At 48.5% G+C, this 19,668-nt stretch carries 22 protein-coding genes; 21 read left to right on the top strand and 1 reads right to left on the bottom strand.

The window, feature by feature from the left end; genetic code table 11:
- Positions 1-141 precede the first annotated feature (141 nt).
- The 11 genes from GPK49_RS07175 to GPK49_RS13165 all read left to right on the top strand — a co-directional run bounded on the left by GPK49_RS07175 (position 142) and on the right by GPK49_RS13165 (position 10,448).
- A complete protein-coding gene (locus GPK49_RS07175) occupies positions 142-621 on the top strand; it encodes a MarR family winged helix-turn-helix transcriptional regulator (protein WP_016407271.1) in 480 nt (159 codons plus the stop codon).
- A complete protein-coding gene (locus GPK49_RS07170; RefSeq protein WP_215677154.1) occupies positions 618-1,727 on the top strand; it encodes an efflux RND transporter periplasmic adaptor subunit in 1,110 nt (369 codons plus the stop codon). The genes GPK49_RS07175 and GPK49_RS07170 overlap by 4 nt, the downstream gene beginning before the upstream one ends.
- A gap of 5 nt (positions 1,728-1,732) precedes the next feature.
- Entirely contained in the window at positions 1,733-4,888 is a 3,156-nt protein-coding gene (locus GPK49_RS07165; RefSeq protein WP_215677152.1) for an efflux RND transporter permease subunit, read from the top strand.
- A gap of 105 nt (positions 4,889-4,993) precedes the next feature.
- Positions 4,994-5,851 (top strand): patatin family protein, encoded by an 858-nt coding sequence (locus tag GPK49_RS07160; RefSeq protein ID WP_215677150.1) that lies wholly within the window; start codon positions 4,994-4,996, stop codon positions 5,849-5,851.
- 23 nt (positions 5,852-5,874) lie between these two features.
- Positions 5,875-6,582 carry a pseudouridine synthase gene (locus GPK49_RS07155; RefSeq protein WP_215677148.1) on the top strand — a complete coding sequence of 236 codons (708 nt, stop codon included), beginning with the start codon at positions 5,875-5,877 and terminating at the stop codon, positions 6,580-6,582.
- Between the two features lie 364 nt (positions 6,583-6,946).
- Positions 6,947-7,174 carry a DUF2508 family protein gene (locus GPK49_RS07150; RefSeq protein WP_016407276.1) on the top strand — a complete coding sequence of 76 codons (228 nt, stop codon included), beginning with the start codon at positions 6,947-6,949 and terminating at the stop codon, positions 7,172-7,174.
- A gap of 15 nt (positions 7,175-7,189) precedes the next feature.
- Positions 7,190-7,450 carry a pro-sigmaK processing inhibitor BofA family protein gene (locus GPK49_RS07145; RefSeq protein WP_016407277.1) on the top strand — a complete coding sequence of 87 codons (261 nt, stop codon included), beginning with the start codon at positions 7,190-7,192 and terminating at the stop codon, positions 7,448-7,450.
- Positions 7,451-7,653: 203 nt separating this feature from the next.
- Positions 7,654-8,664: a rhomboid family protein gene (locus tag GPK49_RS07140; RefSeq protein ID WP_215677146.1), complete on the top strand. Its 1,011-nt coding sequence runs from the start codon at positions 7,654-7,656 to the stop codon at positions 8,662-8,664.
- Positions 8,665-8,936: 272 nt separating this feature from the next.
- The gene (locus GPK49_RS07135; protein ID WP_215677144.1) at positions 8,937-9,527 is read left to right on the top strand and encodes a uracil-DNA glycosylase; all 591 of its coding nucleotides are present in this window, start codon (positions 8,937-8,939) and stop codon (positions 9,525-9,527) included.
- A gap of 45 nt (positions 9,528-9,572) precedes the next feature.
- Positions 9,573-10,271: a hypothetical protein gene (locus tag GPK49_RS07130; RefSeq protein ID WP_215677142.1), complete on the top strand. Its 699-nt coding sequence runs from the start codon at positions 9,573-9,575 to the stop codon at positions 10,269-10,271.
- Between the two features lie 93 nt (positions 10,272-10,364).
- Positions 10,365-10,448 carry a putative holin-like toxin gene (locus GPK49_RS13165; RefSeq protein ID WP_334304406.1) on the top strand — a complete coding sequence of 28 codons (84 nt, stop codon included), beginning with the start codon at positions 10,365-10,367 and terminating at the stop codon, positions 10,446-10,448.
- Positions 10,449-10,577: 129 nt separating this feature from the next.
- On the opposite strand, the gene GPK49_RS07125 is transcribed toward GPK49_RS13165, so the two are convergent.
- Complete coding sequence (locus GPK49_RS07125; RefSeq protein WP_016407282.1) at positions 10,578-10,931, bottom strand: arsenate reductase family protein; 354 nt, start codon at positions 10,929-10,931, stop codon at positions 10,578-10,580.
- Between the two features lie 163 nt (positions 10,932-11,094).
- On the opposite strand from GPK49_RS07125, the gene GPK49_RS07120 reads away from it, so the two are divergent.
- The 10 genes from GPK49_RS07120 to GPK49_RS07080 all read left to right on the top strand — a co-directional run bounded on the left by GPK49_RS07120 (position 11,095) and on the right by GPK49_RS07080 (position 19,501).
- Positions 11,095-12,048 (top strand): 2-hydroxyacid dehydrogenase, encoded by a 954-nt coding sequence (locus tag GPK49_RS07120; RefSeq protein ID WP_215677140.1) that lies wholly within the window; start codon positions 11,095-11,097, stop codon positions 12,046-12,048.
- Positions 12,049-12,266: 218 nt separating this feature from the next.
- Entirely contained in the window at positions 12,267-13,067 is an 801-nt protein-coding gene (gene proC / locus GPK49_RS07115) for a pyrroline-5-carboxylate reductase (protein WP_215677139.1), read from the top strand.
- A gap of 94 nt (positions 13,068-13,161) precedes the next feature.
- Complete coding sequence (locus GPK49_RS07110; protein ID WP_016406877.1) at positions 13,162-13,371, top strand: hypothetical protein; 210 nt, start codon at positions 13,162-13,164, stop codon at positions 13,369-13,371.
- A 23-nt stretch (positions 13,372-13,394) separates the two neighbouring features.
- Positions 13,395-13,949 carry an ECF transporter S component gene (locus tag GPK49_RS07105; protein ID WP_174707769.1) on the top strand — a complete coding sequence of 185 codons (555 nt, stop codon included), beginning with the start codon at positions 13,395-13,397 and terminating at the stop codon, positions 13,947-13,949.
- A gap of 172 nt (positions 13,950-14,121) precedes the next feature.
- On the top strand, positions 14,122-15,201 hold the full coding sequence (locus tag GPK49_RS07100) for a D-alanine--D-alanine ligase family protein (protein ID WP_118582519.1): 1,080 nt from the start codon (positions 14,122-14,124) through the stop codon (positions 15,199-15,201).
- A gap of 13 nt (positions 15,202-15,214) precedes the next feature.
- Positions 15,215-16,018 carry a glutamate racemase gene (gene murI, locus GPK49_RS07095; protein ID WP_118582522.1) on the top strand — a complete coding sequence of 268 codons (804 nt, stop codon included), beginning with the start codon at positions 15,215-15,217 and terminating at the stop codon, positions 16,016-16,018.
- A gap of 310 nt (positions 16,019-16,328) precedes the next feature.
- Positions 16,329-16,643: a thioredoxin gene (gene trxA, locus GPK49_RS07090; RefSeq protein ID WP_118582525.1), complete on the top strand. Its 315-nt coding sequence runs from the start codon at positions 16,329-16,331 to the stop codon at positions 16,641-16,643.
- A gap of 259 nt (positions 16,644-16,902) precedes the next feature.
- Positions 16,903-17,028 carry a hypothetical protein gene (locus GPK49_RS12960; protein WP_016406882.1) on the top strand — a complete coding sequence of 42 codons (126 nt, stop codon included), beginning with the start codon at positions 16,903-16,905 and terminating at the stop codon, positions 17,026-17,028.
- 402 nt (positions 17,029-17,430) lie between these two features.
- Positions 17,431-18,381: an L-lactate dehydrogenase gene (locus tag GPK49_RS07085; RefSeq protein WP_215677137.1), complete on the top strand. Its 951-nt coding sequence runs from the start codon at positions 17,431-17,433 to the stop codon at positions 18,379-18,381.
- Positions 18,382-18,433: 52 nt separating this feature from the next.
- Positions 18,434-19,501: a branched-chain amino acid aminotransferase gene (locus GPK49_RS07080; protein WP_016406884.1), complete on the top strand. Its 1,068-nt coding sequence runs from the start codon at positions 18,434-18,436 to the stop codon at positions 19,499-19,501.
- Positions 19,502-19,668 lie beyond the last annotated feature (167 nt).

The raw sequence follows: 19,668 nt of genomic DNA, 5'->3' as shown, positions 1-19,668 counted from the left end.
AACCCATATTAGCATACTATTTTCCGATTTACCAGAGAAAGATTAGTTTTACTTTAAAAATAATTGACTTATAATTAGTTTTATATTAAAATCAATTCATATTGCACAAAGAGAAGGGATTTCGGGGAGAGGAGCAAAAAAATGGAGGCTGTTACAGGTAAGGCTATCGTGACCAGCATGATGCGTTTGGCTACGGAAATGTCCAGCTGGAATAAAGCGTATGCCACAGAGGGTAAGGTTGCCAAGAGGATAGAGGAGCTGGGGCTGACACCGCATCAGGCGCAGATGCTTGGTTTTTTATACAGTAATCCGGAATTGGATACGGTGTCGGCTTTATCCGCGCGGCTGCATGTCAGCAAGGGCAGTCTGTCCTTAATGCTTTCCAAGCTGGAGGCAGGCGGCTTTGTGCAGAAAAAAGCGGCGAAGGATGGCGATGACGGCAGAAAGATTTATATTTCTCTGACGGCGAAGGGCGAATCGGCAGTTCAGGAAATGGTAGAGCTTCTGGCAGAAACGGCTGCGGTTGTGTTTGACTGTATGGATGCGCATCGGCGTATGCAGATTTATACAAAAGTACAGGAATTATTGGAATTATTCAATACAGGAGGATGGAAAGAATGAAAAAGCGTATTTTGATTGCACTTGCGCTGTGCATGGCACTTGGCACAGCTTGCGGCAAGAAAGAGGTAGAGGAGGAAAAGACCCTGCGCTCCGTTGAGGTAACAACGGTCGGTAAGGGGGATATTGCAAGCGAATTTTCCTATACCGGTAAGGCAGCCCCTGCGAAGGAGGTTTCCGTTGTGCCTACCGTTCCCGGCAAGGTGCTGAGCTTCAATTATGATGTTGGCGATAAGGTTGGTCAGGGCGCGGTTCTCTTTACCGTAGACAGCACCGATTTGCAAAATAACATGCGCTCTCTGCAGGCAAGCTACAATGCCGCAAAGCTGGGACGCGATAATGCAAAAAGTACATACGACAGCAATAAACTCCTGTATGATGAGGAGATTATCTCCAAAAATGAATTTGATCAGATTAAATATGCGTATGAATCCGCGGATGCACAGCTTGCCTCCATTCAGGTGCAGATGGATAACCTGAAAAAGAATATCAGCGACTGCACCGTTACCTCTCCCATGACGGGTGTCATTGCGACCAGAGGGGTAGAGAAGGGCAGCTTTGCCTCTCAGGCAGCCCCTGCATATACGGTTATGGATTTGTCTACCATCAAGGTTGAGGTCAGCGTTTCCGAACAGGTGCTCAATACCATTCAGGTTGGCGATAAAGTATCCGTCCTTATGACAGCAGCATCCGAAACACCGCTGACAGGCACGGTTGCAACGATTGCCCCTGCCGCAGAGCAGACAGGCATGTATACCGTAAAGGTGGAGCTGGATAATAAGGACGGCAAAATCAAATCCGGCATGATGGCAGAGGTTTCCTTTACCATGGCAGCCTCCGATGATACCATCCTTCTGCCCAGAAATGCAGTCATTGAAAAGGATAACGAAACCTATGTTTATGTCATCAATAACGGCAAGGCGAAAAAGACAGCAGTTGAGCTGGGTATCGAAGCAGAGGATACCATCGAAATCAAAAGCGGGCTGAAAAAGGGCGATAATGTTGTAACCAAAGGGCAGACCTACCTTTCTGATGGCGAGGAGGTTACGATTGCCAATACCGCTGCTAAAACAAAAGAAAAAACAAAAACAACAGAAAAGGGGGAATAAAATAAATGTTCTCCAAGCTTTGTATCAGAAAGCCCGTAACGACTATTATGGTAACGCTGATGGTATTTATCGCGGGTATCGTTTCTTATTTTAATCTGGATCAGGCATTGATGCCCGATATGGATTTGCCTATTGCCGTTGTTATGACAACCTATGTGGGCGCATCCCCTGAGGAAATCGAGGAGCTTATTTCCAAGCCTATGGAGGAAAGCCTTGGCTCCATCGCAAATGTGGATACGGTTACCTCCTATTCCTCAACCAACTCGTCCATGGTGCTGCTGCAGTTTGTGGACGGTACGGATATCGACATGGCTGCGGTGGATATGCGAGATAAAATCGACCAGATGAAGTCCACTCTGCCCGATGCCGCAGGCGACCCTATGGTGATTAAAATGGATATCAATGCCATGCCAATCACCATCGGCGTAAAGGCGGAAAATATGGATTTGAAGTCCTTGAATGACCTTCTGGAGGATAACGTAGCCAATCGTTTGGAGCGTATCGAGGGCGTTGCCTCTGTCAGCCTTTCCGGCGGTATCACCAATGAGGTGCGCATTACCGTTGACCCTGTCAAGCTGGCGGGCTACGGACTGACAACCTCTACGCTTTCCGGTCTGCTGGCGGCAGAAAACATGAACCTGCCTTCCGGTGACCTGACACAGGGCAACACAACCGTTGCCGTGCGTACCATCGGTGAATTTACTTCCGTGCAGGAAATCAATAATTTGCCGATTCCCACCTCTACCGGCGCAGTTATTCATCTGAGTGACGTTGCAAGGGTTGAGCAGGTCGAAGCGGATAGAGATTCCTTCACCTATATCAACGGTGAAAAGGGGATTCTGCTTTCTGTGGATAAGCAGTCCACGGCAAATCTGGTTAAGGTCAGCCAGTCCCTGAAGGACGAAATTGCAAAATTACAGCGGGATTATCCCGAACTGGAAATTGATATGCTGTCCGATACCTCCGATTATATTGAAATGTCCCTGTCCAATATCACAGAGACAGCACTCTTGGCGGCAGTCATTGCGTTCTTCGTTCTGCTGCTGTTCCTGAAAAACGCAGTAACGGCAGGTATCATTGCCGTTTCCATCCCTACGTCCATCATGGCAACCTTTGCCCTGATGTATGTGACGGATATCAATATGAACATGATTTCCATGGGTGGTGTCGCGATTGGTATCGGTATGCTGGTAGATAACTCCGTCGTTGTTCTGGATAGTATCTATCAGTATTACGAAAGAGGCTACACTGCCGCAGAATCGGCGGAAATCGGTGCGAAAGAGGTTTCCATGGCAATTATCGCCTCAACGCTGACAACCGTAGCTGTATTCCTGCCTATGGCACTCATCGGCGGTACAACCGGTGCCATGATGAAAAACCTTTCCTTTACCATTATGTATGCGCTGATTGCATCCGTTGTGGTTGCGCTGACCTTCGTGCCTATGGCATGTGCGCTCCTGTTAAAGAGAGAAACAAAAACCTTCGTTTGGAAGAATCTCAAGTTCCTTTCCTTCCTGGATCATTGGGAGGGCGCGATTGATACCCTTTCCAGAAAATATGAAAAGCTGCTGAAATGGGCATTGCGCCATAGAAAGAAAACGGTTCTGACGGTGCTTCTGGTATTCATTCTCAGCCTTTGCAGTATTCCCCTTGCAGGGATGGACTTCATGGCGAGCATGGATGAAGGCGTTGCCACCATTTCCGTAGACCTGCCGAATGGCACGGATCTGGATACCACAGAGGAAACCACCCTTGAGGTGCTGTATCGCCTGCAGGATATTCCTGAAGCGGATGTGGTTTATGCCAATGTCGGCTCCGGTATGCTCAGCTCCGGCACAAACTCTGCCTCCATCACCATGAACCTTGTGGATGCGAAGGACAGAAAGCGTTCTACAGAGGAGGTCTGTGACGATATCGAAAAGCTGCTGGCGGACATCCCCGGTGCGGATATTACCGTATCCTCCTCCGATTCTGCAATGGGCTCTCTGGCATCTGCCGATGTGACGATGAATGTATATGGCTACGATGCTGCAACATTGGTTGATGTGGAGGATGAGCTGGTTGATAAGCTTTCCGAGGTAGACGGTCTTTCCGACGTGGAGGGCTCTACAGGGGATACCGTTCCCGAAGCAAAGGTAACGATTGACCGCGCAAAGGCATCCCAGTATGGCATTACGACCGCATCTGTTGCCGGTGCGCTGAGTACAGCCATCTCCGGCTCCACTGCAACCCAGTATAAGCTGGACGGCACAGAAATCGACGTTGTTATCCGCTATGATACGAACAGCGTAAATTATCTGACGGATTTGAATAATCTGACCGTAACCTCTGCTTATGGTACACAGGTTCCTCTGAGCGATGTCGCTACCGTAACGATGGACGAAAGCGCAACCACCATCATGCGTGAAAATCAGAAGAACTATATTACCATCAGCGCAAATGCCGATAACATGAGCACCAGTGAGGCACAGAAGCTGGTAGAAAAAGCCATGGCGGATATCGAGCTGCCCGATGGCTGCACCTACGAATTCAGCGGCATGATGGAAAAAATGAACGATACCTTCCGCAGTCTGGAAATTGCAATGGTGGTAGCGGTTCTGCTGGTATACATGATTATGGCATCCCAGTTTGAATCCCTGCGCTATCCCTTCATCGTGATGTTCTCCATGCCTCTGGCGATTACGGGTGCGATTATCGGTCTCTTAATTACAGGCAATACCATCACCATGCCTGCCATGATGGGCTTTGTCATGCTGATTGGTATGGTAGTAAATAACGGTATCGTTCTGGTAGACTATACGAATCAGCTGATGGATCGCGGCATGAACTGCTATGACGCGCTGACCAGTGCAGGACCGCGCCGTCTGCGCCCCATCCTCATGACAACTCTGACAACCGTTCTGGGTATGGTGCCTATGGCGCTGGCAACGAGCGAAGGCTCCGAAATGATGCAGGCGCTTGCCATTGCGGTTATCTTCGGTCTGACGCTGTCCACAGTGGTTACGCTGATTTTCATCCCAGTTCTGTATATGTGGATGAATGAAAGAAAGAGAAAATCCAATGCCAGAAAAACAGCAAAGCAGATTGCGAAAAACGCAAAGCTGCATGCGGAGGAGCTGGCAAGGGAAAGAGCTGCACAAAACAATGCAAAACCGGTATAAAATACCGATAGAAAATGGTATAATGAAGCCGTTGGGAGCTTTTCCCGACGGCTTTTTCGTAAACAAAACTTTGATTTCACATAGAAAAAAGGAGCAGAGGGTCTTATGAAAATTGGCTTGGTTCTGGAGGGAGGCGCAAACCGCGGCGTATTTACCTCCGGTGTTTTGGATTATTTTATGGAACAGGATTTGGGAAAGGCGTTTCGGTATGTCATCGGCACCTCCGCCGGCGCAGGCAATGCCATGAATTTTATTTCGGGACAGCATGGACGCTCCCGTGATACCACTATCACAAAGGATAAGCGATATGCCTATTTTGGCTTGAAAAATATCATTCGGACAGGGCATCTGTTCGACATGGAAAATATCTACTGGAGGGTGCCCACAGAATATAATCTCTTTGATTTCGATGCGTATTTCAGAAACCCCATAGAACGGGAATATACCGCCACAAACTGCCTGACGGGACAGGCGGAATATCTGACGGATTACGGCACAGACCGCCGCTATCTGATGAATATCGGCATGGCATCCTCCGCCCTGCCCGGCGCAACGCCTGCCGTTGTCATCAATGGGATTCCCTATGCGGACGGCGGTGTTGCGGATTCCATTTCTGTCCGCCGTGCCTTCGCAAGGGGCTGTGATAAGGTGGTCATTGTGGAAACCAGAAGAAGGGAATTTCGGATGCAGCTTTCCAAGGGAACAAAATTTCTGGCGAAGCGCAATGAAAAGAAATATCCTGCCTTTGCGGCGGCAATGCGCAATCGCCCCGAACGATATAATGCTACGCTTGATTTCATTCACGAGATGGAAGCGGCAGGCAGGGTCTTTGTCATCCGCCCTGAGCAGCTCGAGGTCAAGCGTTTGGAGAAGGATTATCAGAAGCTGAGTAATTTCTATCGGCATGGCTATACACAGGCGGAAAAGGCGTTTCCTGCCCTGCAGGCGTTTTTAGCGGAATAAAAGCGGAATAAAGGAGAAACGGCATGGAAAGAATTGATAAAATCATAGCATCACAGGGGCTTTATTCCCGCAGTGATGTGAAATATCTGGTGAAGCATAAGCGGGTTGCTGTAGATGGGGAGACTGTGACCTCCTCCTCTCGGAAGGCAGACCCCGAAGCAAGCGTGATTACCATTGACGGCAAGCCGCTCATTTTCAAAAAGCAGGTTTACCTCATGCTGCATAAGCCGCAGGGCTATGTTTCCGCAACCGAGGATAAAACACAGCCGACCGTTCTCGCGCTTGTGCCACAGGCATATAAGGGCAGAGAGCTTTTCCCTGCCGGCAGATTGGATAAGGACACCACGGGGCTGATGATTCTGACGGATGACGGCGTTCTTGCGCACAATATCCTTTCTCCCCGAAAGCATGTCCAAAAGGTTTACCGTGTGGAGCTGGATATTCCCGTTACAAAGGAAATGCAGGAGGGCTTTGCGGCAGGCGTGGCACTCAATGATGGTGTCTGCAAGGCGGCAAAGCTTGTCATTCTTGGCGAAAAAACCGCCGAGGTAACCCTGCAGGAGGGTCGCTATCACCAGATTAAGCGGATGTTCGGCTGCTTCGGCGCAAAGGTGGTTTCCCTGCACCGTCTGGCGATGGGAAATCTCTATCTGCCTGCGGATTTGCCTGAGGGGGCATGCAGAGAGCTGACCGCAGAGGAGCTGAACCAACTGCAAATGCACGAATCCTGATTCTGGCTTCGGTGCCGACTTTATCGGCACCCTAAGTCGAAAACAGGTTTTCGACTTGTTGAAACAGAGGAATAAACAGACGAGTTCCATCAGCTTAAAAGCCTTGAAACTCGCTGTTTTCCTCGTCGGAAGTGAATTCCGACTGCGGATTCCATTTGGGAAACTACTTACCGCCCAAGAAGGGGCGGCAGGCGAAGCCTGCTTTGCGTAGCAAAGTAATGAACAGTTTGTTTCCCAAGCCCTTCCGCTACCTCAAAAATTACTTTGTCTACAGTCTGCGGTGCCGACTTTGTCGGCACCATTATTTTTTGGAATAAAAACCCCCTTTTTCGCCTATATTAAAAGGGAAAAGGAGGGTTTTTCCATGCAAAGGGAACGGCTTAAATTGGAAGGAGAGGAAATCCTTTCCACCCTGCGGCGGATTCAATTACAGCTGGAATGTGCCCAAAGTGCGTTCGAGGATGTGACGGATGAGAGCCTCATCGACAGCTATATTTACGAAATCATTGCCCTGCAGAAAAAATACGAATATTTTCTTAGGGCGGCGAAGAAAATGGGGCTGACGAACGGGGTGCAGAGAAGGGCAATTTAAAAGGGGGAAGGCTTTATGGCGAATTACACACCGGGGGAAGCAATCATGTTCTGTGCAATTTTTGTTTGTCTGTTTGCGCTTGCACTTCTTGCGCTTGCAAGACCTCTGCGGATGCTGTGCAAATGCGGTATTTCTGCCGTTTTGGGCGCGTTTTTGCTCTTTCTGGGCAAAAGCCTTGGCGCGGCGGTGGGCATCAATGCCGCAACGCTTGCGGTTTCCGCGTTTCTGGGGCTGCCCGGCGTGGCAGGTATTTTTCTGCTGAGTTTTTTCTTATAGAAGCGGAAGGGCATTGTGGAGAAATCTGTTGAAAATGTGGATAACTTTGTGGATAACTGAAAAAAGCTTGTGAGTAACACCTGAATAAACCTGTCGCCCGGCAGGTTTTTTTGTTTTGTCGTCTATTTTTAAATTTTGTTCACAAACGCAGGTGCTTCTTATGATAAAATAGGGGAAAACGAGCAAAAGGAGGAGAGATCTCCGTGGAATTTTGGGATCACCTGCAAATGCAGCTGGAGCATAAGGGCTTTTGCAGGGTAGAAAATAAAAAGAACTGGTACTGGCAGGAGGAAAACCCTGTTCTGTATCTCATCTGCCTGCTGGATGGGGCAGAGGAAGGCTGGCGCGAGGAAAACATGACCTTTGCCGATTTTGCGGGAAAAATGGAAGGCAGTGTCGAGGAATTTCATTGCACAAGGGTGGTCGCGCTGAGCGTCCTTGTGGATAACCGGGAAGGGACTTTGCCTGTGGATTCTGTGGAAACTGCATTTCAGGCCTATGATAACAAACTCTATCGGGTTTTTTGGCATTTTTCGCCCGAAACGGGCAGGCTTTCCGCCGCACAGGGACAGCCGACACAGCTTCTTGGCGTAGAGAAGCTTCTGCGCGCGGCGGCGGCAGGCAGGGAGCCGGAGGTTCTCGTTCTCAGGGATACGAAGGAGCAGAAAACACCCGTCGCAACGGCAGTGATTTTCGTCATCTGTGCGGCGCTTCTGGCGTGGTGCATGCTTTCGGGGCAGAGAGAGGAAATTCTTTCCGCCTATGGTTTGAGCCGAGAGGGGATTCTCGCAGGCGAATATTACCGCTTTTTTACTTGTATGTTCCTCCATGCAGGACTGCTCCATCTGGCATCCAACAGCATTTATTTGTATTATTTCGGCGTGCGGGCGGAACGCCTTCTGGGTACGGGAAAATTTCTGGTGCTGTATCTGGTTTCGGGGCTTTGCGGCGGCGTGTTCAGCGTGCTGTTCAGTGGCAATGCAGGCGTTTCCATCGGCGCATCGGGGGCAATCTATGGTCTGCTTGGCGCAATGCTCCTGCTCACCAAAAAGCGCGGCGCACGGTATACGGGTATGAATTATTCCACCATGCTTCTTCTGGCGGCAACGGCGATTGGGTTCGGCTTTTTGCAGGAAGGCGTGGATAACTTCGCGCATATCGGCGGTTTTCTGGGCGGCATTGCAGTGTTTTCCCTGCTTCTGCGCAAAAAATGAGCAAAGCTGTGGACAAGCTATGGATAACCTGTGGAGTTATCCCCAAAAAAGCTGTGGATAAGGGGGTATTTATCCCCAGAAAAATTATGCAATACAAGATGAATATTATGATTTGCCGTAAAATCAAGGAATTTTCGGTCAGTTTTGCGTGAAAAAGAAAAAACAGACACTATATCTTGGGTTTACAGAATCAGTTATCCCCAAAATTATTGTGGATAACCCCTACATCCTGTGGATAACCTGTCTGAACTGTGGAAAAAAGGAGAAATTTTATGAACCATATCACAAAATTGCAGGAAAACCTGCTGACAGCTGTGCAAACCTCGCCTTATCATGAAAAGACCATCGTGTTTGGTGAGGGTGCCGAAGCACCTCTGCTGATGATGATTGGCGAAGCCCCCGGTGGTGACGAGGAAAAGCAGGGCCGTCCCTTTGTCGGCAAGGCGGGGAAGAACCTTTCCGCCTTTCTGGAGGTGGTCGGTCTGAAACGAGAGGAGATTTATATTTCCAACGTGGTCAAGCTGCGCCCTACAAAGGAAAGCCCCAAAACGGGCAAGGCGGTGAATCGTCCCCCCTCTGCGGAGGAGATCGCGTTTTTCCTGCCCTTTTTGCAGGCGGAAATCCAAACGATTGCGCCGAAGGTGCTTGTTACACTGGGAAATGTCCCCCTCAAGGCGGTCACAGGGGAGAAAAAAGCCGTCATCGGGGACTATCATGGCAGACCTGTCGCGCTGGCGGACGGAAGGACGTTGTTTGCACTTTATCACCCTGCGGCAGTCATTTATAACCGCGCGTTGCAGGCGGTGTATGATGCGGATTTACTGGAGCTGAAGGCATTTTTGCAGAAGGAGGGCTTGCTGTAGTATTTTGCGGAAGAATGAGAACGAGGCGAAACGGAGGGAGAGCGTATGGGTTTACGAAAACTGACACAATGGGAAGAAACCGTAGCGAAACAGGAGCAGAAGCAATCTCGGCTGATGAGTGTTGCCATTGTCTGCGTCATTGCGATGTGCGCGGTGCTTTGGCTCGTGCAGGATAAGCTTTACGGGGATGTGGTGCAGACAGGCACGGCTACCTATCTTGGTGCTTTTACCGGCGCAGGCATCGGACGCGCCTTGCGGAGCATAAAAGAGAAGGAGTCGGCGGAAAAACAGAAAAGAAATGGGAAGATACTGGTCTGGATTCTCTTTCTTCTGGTAATTGGTGGAGCAATCTTTTTGAAGGAGTTTCGGCTGACGGCGGTGCAACTGCTTTTCTCAGGGATTCCTGTCCTCTGGTTTTTCAGAATACAGAAAGCGGACTGCGATGAGAATTGTCTGGAAAACTGCGAGGTTATCCTGATGACAGTTATGATTCTGGTCGGCACCTTTGTCGGCGTAAAGCTGATGGGGCTGACAACCCTGTCAACCGTAGAAAAGAAGATTGCGGCGGAAGGCTTCACGGATGTGGAATATAATACATGGATGTATGGCCGTTGGCTTGATTTGGATGAAAATAACGAGAAGAAATACTACGTTTTTCAAGCGAAAAAGGATGGACAGATCTGGCAGATTGCCGCCGACCCGAAGGGCGGTCAGCTTGTGCAGATTACAGCGGCGGAGGATTGATGCCCCTTGCCGAAATAGGAAATTTTATGTAGAATAGGGACAGAGGATTGTTGCTCTGGCGGTTCAGTCACTCTCTGCAAAGGGGGTGATGCTATGAATTATGTTACATACTCGGATTTAATCCAGTTTGGAATACTTATCGTAGCGATTATCTCCCTGTGTAAAACAGGGCGATAAATAAAACGACCGCCTAACAAAAGTTAGACGGTCAAACACCTAACTTAGGACTGACCGCCTTCTCACGAGCGACAATCCTTTTCTTATTTATTAGTATACGATTTTAGAAAATCCATGTCAAGCGGAAACTTATTTCAGCCGTTCCCATTCCGCCTCTTTGAATCCAATCAGTACAAAATCCTCCCCAATCACCAGTGGGCGTTTTACCAGCATCCCGTTTGTTGCCAGCAGGGCAAGCTGTTCCTCCTCACTCATATCGGGCAGCCTTTCCTTGAGGTTCTGCTCCTTATAAACCAGACCGCTTGTATTGAAAAATTTTTTGAGCGGCAGTCCGCTTTTCTCCCACCATGCCTTTAATTCCTCGGCTGTAGGGTTGTCCTCTACGATGTGTCTGTCATCAAAGGCAACGCCGTTTTCCGTAAGCCATGCCTTCGCCTTTTTGCAGGTGCTGCATTTGGGGTATTCTAAAAACAAAATACGCATTTTTTCGCTTCCTTTCCCTGAATTTTTCCTATAGTATAAACTTTTTCTGTTTTTTCCACAAGTGCTATTGTTTTTTTGAAAAAACTGCGTTATCATACCATTATACAGTGAAATTTATTGCAGTTACTATAAAAAAACACACCCAATAAGGAGGCTTGTTCCAATGAAAATCGTTATTATCGAACCCTTGGGTATCACACCCGAAAAGCTGGCAGAAGCAACCGCAGCAGTGAAGGCAAGAGGTCATGAAATTGTGGCGTATGACACAAAGGAGGAGGATCAGGATAAGCTGGCAGAACGCGGCAAGGATGCCGATATCATCATCATCGCAAATCAGCCCTTCCGTAAAAATGTTATCGAAAAATGCAAGAATCTGAAGCTGCTTTCCGTTGCTTTCACAGGTGTAGACCATATTGATGTGGATTTCTGCAAGGAAAAAGGCATCTGCGTTTGCAATGCGGCAGGCTATTCCACAAATGCCGTTGCAGAATTGGCATTCGGTCTGGCAATCTCCGTTCTGAGAAATATCCCTGCGTGTGATGCGGTTTGCCGTAAGGAAGGCACAAAGGCAGGTCTGGTTGGCTGCGAGCTGTTCGGTAAAACCTTCGGCGTTGTCGGCACAGGTGCCATCGGCAGCAAGGTTGCAAAAATCGCACAGGCTTTCGGCTGCAAGGTTGTTGCGTACAGCAGAACCGTAAAACCTGAGATGCAGGGTGCAGGCATCGAATATCTGCCTCTGGAGGATGTGCTGAAGGTGAGTGATATCGTTTCCCTGCATGTGCCTCTGAATGATAAAACAAAGGGTCTGATTGGTGAAAAGGAAATCGCGCTGATGAAGAAAAACGCAATCCTGCTGAATACTGCGCGCGGCCCTGTTGTGGACAGCGAAGCACTGGCAAAGGCTTTGAATGAAGAAAGGATTGCAGGCGCAGGCATTGATGTATTTGAAATGGAGCCTCCCGTTCCTGCGGAGCATCCTCTGCTGCACAGCAAGCACACTGTGGTAACCCCTCACGTTGCATTCGCGTCTCATGAAGCGCTGTTTACCAGAGCGCAGATTGTGAGCGAAAACATCCTGAAATGGGAGGATGGCAAGCCCCAGAATGTAATCTGCTAAGTTTAAGATTTTTGGGAAAACAGCATAAAATTGAATTGATATGACAAAATGGGCAATTTCAAATCCATAGGATTTCTGAGATTGTCCATTTTTTCTTGAAATTTTGTCTCCAAAAGCGTATGCTTTTGGGTATAAAGTTTCGGTCAAGCCTTTTCAAAGGCTTGCGGTGTGCGAGGCAGCGCCTCGCGAAAAAAAGAAGATAAAAAGGAGGAGATTCCATGCGATTCGGGTTTATCGGCGCAGGCAATATGGCAAGCGCCATCATCAGGGGCATGACCATTGGTACAAGAAGCTATGACGGTAAGGATATTTTCATCACAAGTAAATCCGGCACCTCTGCCCAGAGGCTGGCAGAAACCTGCGGCGCAACTGCGGTGACAACGGCGGCGGAGGTTGTAGCGGCGAGCGATGTACTGGTGCTTGCGGTGAAGCCGCATATTCTGGCGGCTGTTCTGCCTGCGTTAAAGGAGGAAATTGCGGCAAAGAAGCCCTTGGTGGTTTCCATTGCGGCAGGAAAGGAGCTGGCATATCTGGCGGAGCTATTGCCCGAAGGGACACCGGTTGTTCGTATTATGCCGAATATCAATGCAAAAATCGGCGCAGCAACCAGTGGTCTTTGTGCCAACGCACTGGTAACGGCGGAACAAAAAGCCGTTGTTAAGGAAATGTTTGCAACTATTGGCGCGGTTATCGAGGTGGAGGAAAGCCAATTCGGCATTTTCACCGTTCTGGCAGGCTCTGCCCCTGCGTTCGCCTATCTTTATATGGACGCATTGGCGCGCGCCGCAGTCAAGGCAGGCATGTCCAAAAAGCAGGCATTGGAAATCGCGGCGGCAACCGTAGAGGGCAGCGCGAAAATGGTACTCGAGAGCGGCGAGCATCCCATGTCTCTGGTGGATCAGGTCTGCTCCCCCGGCGGCACAACCATCGAGGGCGTAGCCGCATTGCAGGCAAATGGCTTTGAGGCAACCCTGACAAAGGCCTTCGATGCCGTTCTGGAAAAGGATAAAAGGATGTAAAAGAGGTGCAGATGCGCCTGCAAGGGTGGCGTTTTCCTTGCAAAAAAGCCTTATTTATGCCATAATAGAACAAAAATTATGAGGAGGGAGACGAATGTTCGATATTGGAACAACAGCAGTTTTATTGGATGCGGCACAGGATTTGAACGAGGCTTTGCAGGGCGGAGCGGCGTTATCCCTAATCCCTATTGGCATCGGCACGATTGTCGGCATTGGCATTGCTGGTTTTTTTGCGCATCATTTCATGAAAAAGGGTGACGAAGCCAGACGAAACGACCCAAACCGTTTTAAACGGCTGAAATAAAAAGCACGGAGGAAAAAGAAAAAATGGAACAAAAAAACAGAAGAATTTCAACCAGACAGCTGGTTTCTATGGCGATGCTTGGAGCAATCTCTATTGTGCTGGTGGCAGTGATACATTTTCCGCTGATTCCTGCGGCGGCATTTCTGGAATATGACCCGGCGGATATCCCGATTCTTATTTGTGCCTTTGCGTATGGCCCGCTGGCAGGGCTGCTGCTGACGGTTGTGGTCTGCTTCATACAGGGCTTTACGGTCAGCGCGCAGAGCGGGATTATCGGCATTGTGATGCACATTTTTGCAACAGGCTGCTGCGTACTGGTGACGGGGAACATTTATAAAAGAAACAAGACGAGAAAAACGGCGGTCATTGCGCTGATTCTGGGGGCATTGGTGCAGACGGCGGCAATGGTGCTGATGAATATGATTTTTACGCCGCTTTTCATGGGTGCGCCCTTGGAAACGGTGCTTGCGCTGATGATTCCTGCAATCATTCCCTTTAATGTGCTGAAGGCAGGCATCAACGGTGTGATTACCTTCTTTTTATACAAATCCATTTCCCATCTGATGAAGGGGAATTAAATTAAGGCGAAATCAGGATAAACTTCAAAGGAGTTTATCTTTTTTCGTGTTTTCTTGCAAATTTTGTGTAAGATATTGAATTTTATGCTATTCCTGCAAGTTTTTATTGTCAGGAAAGGGGGAAGTGCATATAATAGAAAAAGTATTGGTCGGAAGCAGGGAGGACGAGAGTATGGTCAGCAAGAAAACGGTTGCAGTGATTTTTGGAGGACAGTCCTCCGAGCATGAGGTTTCCAGAACCTCGGCGGTGATGATGCTGCAGGCACTGGATAAGGAAAAATATCAGGTATTGTCGGTCGGGATTACGAAAAAAGGGCAGTGGCTGATTTACAACGGGCCTGTAGAGCATGTGAAAACAGGCGAATGGGAAAAATTCGGCACGCCCGTGAGCCTTTCTCCTGATGCGACGAAGAAATGCTTTCTGAAAATTGTGGGTGGCAATGTGAAGGAAATCCCTGTGGATGTGGTGATTCCCGTGCTGCATGGCGCATGGGGCGAGGACGGCACGATTCAGGGGCTTTTGGAGATGGCGCAGATTCCCTATGTGGGGTGCGGCGTGCTGGCATCTGCCGTTTCAATGGATAAGGTATACACGAAGATGATTGCGAAGGCGGCAAGGATTCCGCAGGCAAAGTATCTTTGGTTGCATAAGAACGACCTTGAGGAAAAGAGAGAGAGAATTCTCGACCATGCGGAGAAAAAGCTGGGCTATCCCTGCTTTGTGAAGCCCTCCAACGCGGGCTCCTCTGTGGGCATTTCCAAGGCGAAAAACAGAGAGCAGCTTTCCGCGGCACTGGACTTTGCGGCAGGCTATGACAGAAAGGTCATCATAGAGGAAGCGATTGATGCGAGAGAATTCGAGTGTGCGGTGCTGGGCAATGAAGAGCCGATGGTCAGCGGCGTGGGCGAGGTACTTTCTGCGGCGGAATTTTATGATTATGATGCAAAATACAACAACAGCGACTCCCGTACGGTGATTCCTGCGGAGGTGGAGGAAGAAAAGACAGAGGAAATGCGCCGTATTGCCAGAAAGATTTTCCGTGCCGTGGACGGCAGCGGACTGGCGAGGGTGGATTTTTTCATTGACAAAAAAACAGGAAGAGTGCTCTTTAATGAGCTGAATACCATGCCGGGCTTTACACCCATCAGCATGTACCCGATGCTCTGGGTGCAGGCAGGCATGACAGAAACAGAACTGATGGACCGCTTCATCGAGCTTGCGCTCAAGCGCGATTCGGGCATCAGAGGATGAGGAGAAGGAAGAAATGGATACAAGACCAATCGGTGTATTTGATTCGGGGGTTGGCGGTCTGACTGTTGTAAAGCAGATTATGAAGGTGATGCCCCATGAAAATATTGTATATTTCGGGGATACGGCGCGCGTGCCCTACGGGACGAAATCCAAGGAGGCCGTAACGAAATATTCCAAGCAGAATGTACGGTTTCTGCTGAGCAAGGAAGTGAAGGCGATTATTGTTGCCTGCAATACGGCAAGCTCCAACAGTCTGGATGCGCTGCGTGAGACGTTTGATGTGCCCATCTTCGGCGTGGTTGTGCCGGGCGTGGAGGAGGCACTGCGCTCCACGAAGAATAAGAAAATTGGCGTAATCGGGACACCGGGTACGGTGCGTTCCGGTGCGTATGAGCGGATGATCTGCGAACAGGACAGCGAAATGCAGGTGTTCACAAAGGCGTGTCCGCTCTTTGTTCCCTTGGCGGAGGAGGGCTGGACGGATAACGAGGTTTCCAGACAGGCGGCGAAGCGGTATCTGGAGGAGCTGGTGGCAACGGGGATTGATTCCCTTGTGCTGGGCTGTACGCATTATCCCCTTTTGAAGCGCTGCATCGGGCAGACGGTCGGGGAGGCAATCAAGCTGGTTGACCCTGCGAAGGCAACGGCAAGACGGGTGATGGCGTTCTTAAAGGAGCATGACCTGCTGAATGAGAGCGAGGGTGTCGGCGAGAAGCAGTTTTATCTTTCCGACAGCACGGATACGTTCCGCTTTGTGTGCCAGAAGGCACTGAAGCACCCCTATGAGCCGGAAATTATTGATATCGAAATGTACTGAAACAAAAGGACTGCAATAAAAAGGACGACAGAATGTAAAAATTCTGCCGTCCTTTTCTTAAGGGGAAGAAGTAGAAAGAATGTTATTTCTGAAGGCATTTCTGCCCTCAGAGGGGGAGTAACATCCTCGGTAACAGTATTGCCCTGAGACAGAGGAATATACACGAAAAGAAAAAATATTATTGAGAATTATTATTATTTGATATATACTATTGAAATAAATTCCTTTTTCTGCTATACTGGAACAAACATAAGAATACAGCCTTCGGTTAAACTGATACCGAAGAAGGCATATAAAGGAGGAATGACAGATGAAGCAACTCAAATCTCAGGAATTTCAGGCAGAGGTACTGGAAAGCAAGGTGCCCGTACTGGTGGACTTTTCCGCGACATGGTGCGGCCCCTGCCAGATGATGGGCCCCGTTTTGGAGCAGCTTTCCGCAGAATACGAGGGAAAGGCGAAAATTGTAAAGGTGGATATTGATGAATCCATGGATTTGGCGCAGAAATACCGCATTATGAGCGTACCAAACATGATTATCTTTAAGGATGGCGCGCCTGTGGATGCAGTGATTGGCGCAGTGCCTGCAAATCATCTGAAGGAAAAGCTGGATGCTGTTTTGTAAGACAACAAAACGTCCCCCGATTTTACGGAATCGGGGGATTTTTTATTGCGGTGTTTGGCACTTGGATTGTCTATTTTGTCAGTAGGAATTTTCTGCTATATGATTTTTTTGTCATTTTTGCCGAGAATGGGGTAAAAATGTATAAAAACAGATACAATGAGCGAAAAATCCTCGCTGTTTTTTCCGTTGACGGGAAAAAAAGAAAGTGATATCTTTTTTTTATCAGAGAAAAACAGATTTTGAAAAGAGGTTATGCGTTATGAAACATTCAGTATTCATGACAACTGCATACGGTTTTGCTGTCCTGCTAATTAGCGTTATTATTCTGGGCATTATTGCCCCTAAGAAAAAGAAGAATAACGCCGATTGTCATGCGCAAAAATAAAACCTTTTTTGCGAAACCTATCTGAGAGATATATGTGTATGTGAAGGCTCATGGCATTTGGCTATGAGTTTTTTTTGTTATCATTTTCCTTTCGGTGAGACACAAAAGGCATGACATAGAAAAATTTACAAAAGAAGAACTTATAAATTACAAAAGAAAAAGCAAAAAGAGATTACAGAAGAAAAAATTTACAAAAGAAGAAATTTTACAGAAGAAAACAAAACACAAAAGAGAAAAATTTTTAAACCTACAAAAGAAAAAGCGAAAGCAGATTTTTACAAAAGACAAAAAGCAACACAAAATTTTTTACACAAAAGACAAAACGAAGCAGATTTTTTACAAAAGAGGAACTGAAAAAAGAAATGCAAAACGGAAGGATAGAAGGACAAGGAGGGAATCTCCATGAAAACAAGAAAAATCGGTATTATCGGTCTGGGGCATGTCGGCGCGCACGTTGCATACAGCTTGGCGGTGCAGGGCATTGCGGATGAGCTGGTGCTGGTGGACAGCAATGAAAAAAAGGTAGAAAGCGAATGTCAGGATTTGCGTGACAGCGTGGCATATCTGCCCCACAGGGTAACGGTGAACATCGGGACCTATGAGGATTTGGGTGATTGTGACGTTATCGTGAACAGCATCGGGAAGATTGAAATTCTCCGTGCAAATCAGGACAGAACGGATGAAATGAAATTTACCGTGCCTGCGGTCAACAGCTATGTGGGCAGAGTAAAGGCCTCCGGCTTTGACGGAGTTGTGGTCAACATTACAAACCCCTGCGACGTTGTGACACAGCAGCTGGCGAAGGGCTTAGGCTTACCCCGTGGGCGTGTGTTCGGCACAGGTACCGGACTGGATACCTCCCGTCTGCTCTCTGCACTGGCAAGACAGACCGGCATTGACCATAAATCCATTACAGCGTATATGTTGGGCGAGCATGGGAATCAGCAGTTTGCGGCATGGAGCAATGTTTCCTTCCGAGGAAAATCCTTGGAAGAATGGGCAAAGACGGATGAACGCTTCCGCTTTGACAGGGATGCCCTGCAGAAGGAATCCATCCGCGGCGGCTGGGTCACATTTTCCGGAAAATACTGCACGGAATACGGCATTGCAACCACGGCGGCGCGCATGGTAAGCATTGTGCTGCATGATGAAAAACAGATTATGCCTGCAAGTGCAGAGCTTTGCGGAGAATATGGCGAGAAGGACGTATTTGTCGGCGTGCCCTGCGTGATTGGCAAAAACGGCGTGGAGGAGGTCGTAGAGCTTTCTCTGAATGAGAGAGAAAAGGAAGAGCTGAAAAAATCCTGCGATGTCATCCGCGGCAACATTAAGATGGTGGAAGAAAAGAAATAAACCTTACAAAAGATAAAACGATAAAATGAGAAAAACAAAGGAGAGAAGACGTATGATGGAAGTAAAGGTAACAAAAACAACAAACCCCAAGGTGAAGCCCGATCCTGCTACCGTGCCCTTTGGCGTAGCATTTACAGACCACATGTTCATGATGGATTATGACAGCGAAAACGGCTGGCAGAACCCTCGTATCGTTCCCTTTGGGGATATTTCTCTGAACCCCGGCGCACTGGTATTCCATTACGGCGCAGAGGTTTTTGAAGGGCTGAAGGCGTACCGCACACCCAGCGGCGAGGTGCAGATGTTCCGCCCTGCGGAAAACTTCAAGCGTATGAACAATTCCGCAGAAAGACTGTGCCTGCCGCAGTTTGATGTGGAGGATGCAGTGGAATATCTGAGAAAATTCGTAGAGGTGGAAAAGGATTGGGTGCCCGACCAGTATGGTACATCTCTGTATCTGCGTCCCTTCCTGTTCGGTACAGATGCAGATCTGGCACTGCATGGCATCTCTCATGCGACATTTATGGTGATTGCCTGCGTGGTAGGCAGCTACTACAAGAGCGGTCTGGCTCCTGTGGATATGCTGATTGAAATGGATGATGTGCGTGCGGTTCGCGGCGGCACAGGCTATGCAAAATGCGGCGGCAACTACGCAGCGGCAACCAGAGCAGGCGAAAAGGCGGCAAAGAAGGGCTATTCTCAGGTTGTATGGGTTGACGGCGTTGAAAGAAAATATGTAGAAGAAGGCGGCGGCATGAACCTGATGTTCGTCTGGGACGGCAAGCTGGTGACACCTGAGCTGAACGGCTCCATCCTGCCCGGCGTAACCAGAAAATCCATTCTGGAGCTGGCAAGAAGCTGGGGCATGGAAACCGTGGAGCGCAAAATTACAGTTGACGAGCTGATGGAGGGCTGCAAGAACGGCACAGTGCAGGAGGCATTCATGTGCGGTACTGCCGCAGTTGTAACACCCATCGGCGGCTTTGTACGCGGAGAGGAAAAGGTTGTTGTAAACCATAACAAAATCGGTGAAATGACACAGAAGGTTTATGACGAGCTGACAGGCGTACAATGGGGTCTGAAGGAAGATAAATTCGGCTGGACAGTAAAGGTAGACTGATTTTGCTAAGGAAGTAGACTTAAGACACCTTTCAAAGTCTAAAAAATATACCTCTAAAGAATATACCGTATCCGTTGTTGTGGGTACGGTGTATTTTTTTTGCAAAAAACAAAATTTTTTCTTACATCAACAGAAAAAATGTGGTATAAAAATAAGTGCAATGCGTT

Origin of the sequence: Clostridium sp. MCC345, from assembly GCF_018785345.1 — a bacterium.
Taxonomy (GTDB): domain Bacteria; phylum Bacillota; class Clostridia; order Lachnospirales; family Anaerotignaceae; genus Anaerotignum_A; species Anaerotignum_A faecicola.
Note: the sequence above shows the minus strand (reverse complement) of the source record. Positions and strands in the feature narration are given on the sequence as shown.

What these genes read in the sequence shown, in the direction of transcription:
- GPK49_RS07155 (WP_215677148.1), top strand. Translation starts at nt 5,875, where the DNA reads ATGGAAAGAATTGATAAAATCATAGCATCACAGGGGCTTTATTCCCGC.
- GPK49_RS07120 (WP_215677140.1), top strand. Translation starts at nt 11,095, where the DNA reads ATGAAAATCGTTATTATCGAACCCTTGGGTATCACACCCGAAAAGCTG.
- GPK49_RS07160 (WP_215677150.1), top strand. Translation starts at nt 4,994, where the DNA reads ATGAAAATTGGCTTGGTTCTGGAGGGAGGCGCAAACCGCGGCGTATTT.
- murI (WP_118582522.1), top strand. Translation starts at nt 15,215, where the DNA reads ATGGATACAAGACCAATCGGTGTATTTGATTCGGGGGTTGGCGGTCTG.
- GPK49_RS07085 (WP_215677137.1), top strand. Translation starts at nt 17,431, where the DNA reads ATGAAAACAAGAAAAATCGGTATTATCGGTCTGGGGCATGTCGGCGCG.
- GPK49_RS07150 (WP_016407276.1), top strand. Translation starts at nt 6,947, where the DNA reads ATGCAAAGGGAACGGCTTAAATTGGAAGGAGAGGAAATCCTTTCCACC.
- GPK49_RS07145 (WP_016407277.1), top strand. Translation starts at nt 7,190, where the DNA reads ATGGCGAATTACACACCGGGGGAAGCAATCATGTTCTGTGCAATTTTT.
- proC (WP_215677139.1), top strand. Translation starts at nt 12,267, where the DNA reads ATGCGATTCGGGTTTATCGGCGCAGGCAATATGGCAAGCGCCATCATC.
- GPK49_RS07165 (WP_215677152.1), top strand. Translation starts at nt 1,733, where the DNA reads ATGTTCTCCAAGCTTTGTATCAGAAAGCCCGTAACGACTATTATGGTA.
- GPK49_RS07170 (WP_215677154.1), top strand. Translation starts at nt 618, where the DNA reads ATGAAAAAGCGTATTTTGATTGCACTTGCGCTGTGCATGGCACTTGGC.
- GPK49_RS07100 (WP_118582519.1), top strand. Translation starts at nt 14,122, where the DNA reads ATGGTCAGCAAGAAAACGGTTGCAGTGATTTTTGGAGGACAGTCCTCC.
- GPK49_RS07105 (WP_174707769.1), top strand. Translation starts at nt 13,395, where the DNA reads ATGGAACAAAAAAACAGAAGAATTTCAACCAGACAGCTGGTTTCTATG.
- GPK49_RS07135 (WP_215677144.1), top strand. Translation starts at nt 8,937, where the DNA reads ATGAACCATATCACAAAATTGCAGGAAAACCTGCTGACAGCTGTGCAA.
- GPK49_RS07110 (WP_016406877.1), top strand. Translation starts at nt 13,162, where the DNA reads ATGTTCGATATTGGAACAACAGCAGTTTTATTGGATGCGGCACAGGAT.
- trxA (WP_118582525.1), top strand. Translation starts at nt 16,329, where the DNA reads ATGAAGCAACTCAAATCTCAGGAATTTCAGGCAGAGGTACTGGAAAGC.
- GPK49_RS07080 (WP_016406884.1), top strand. Translation starts at nt 18,434, where the DNA reads ATGATGGAAGTAAAGGTAACAAAAACAACAAACCCCAAGGTGAAGCCC.
- GPK49_RS07130 (WP_215677142.1), top strand. Translation starts at nt 9,573, where the DNA reads ATGGGTTTACGAAAACTGACACAATGGGAAGAAACCGTAGCGAAACAG.
- GPK49_RS07175 (WP_016407271.1), top strand. Translation starts at nt 142, where the DNA reads ATGGAGGCTGTTACAGGTAAGGCTATCGTGACCAGCATGATGCGTTTG.
- GPK49_RS07125 (WP_016407282.1), bottom strand. Translation starts at nt 10,931, where the DNA reads ATGCGTATTTTGTTTTTAGAATACCCCAAATGCAGCACCTGCAAAAAG.
- GPK49_RS12960 (WP_016406882.1), top strand. Translation starts at nt 16,903, where the DNA reads ATGAAACATTCAGTATTCATGACAACTGCATACGGTTTTGCTGTCCTG.
- GPK49_RS13165 (WP_334304406.1), top strand. Translation starts at nt 10,365, where the DNA reads ATGAATTATGTTACATACTCGGATTTAATCCAGTTTGGAATACTTATC.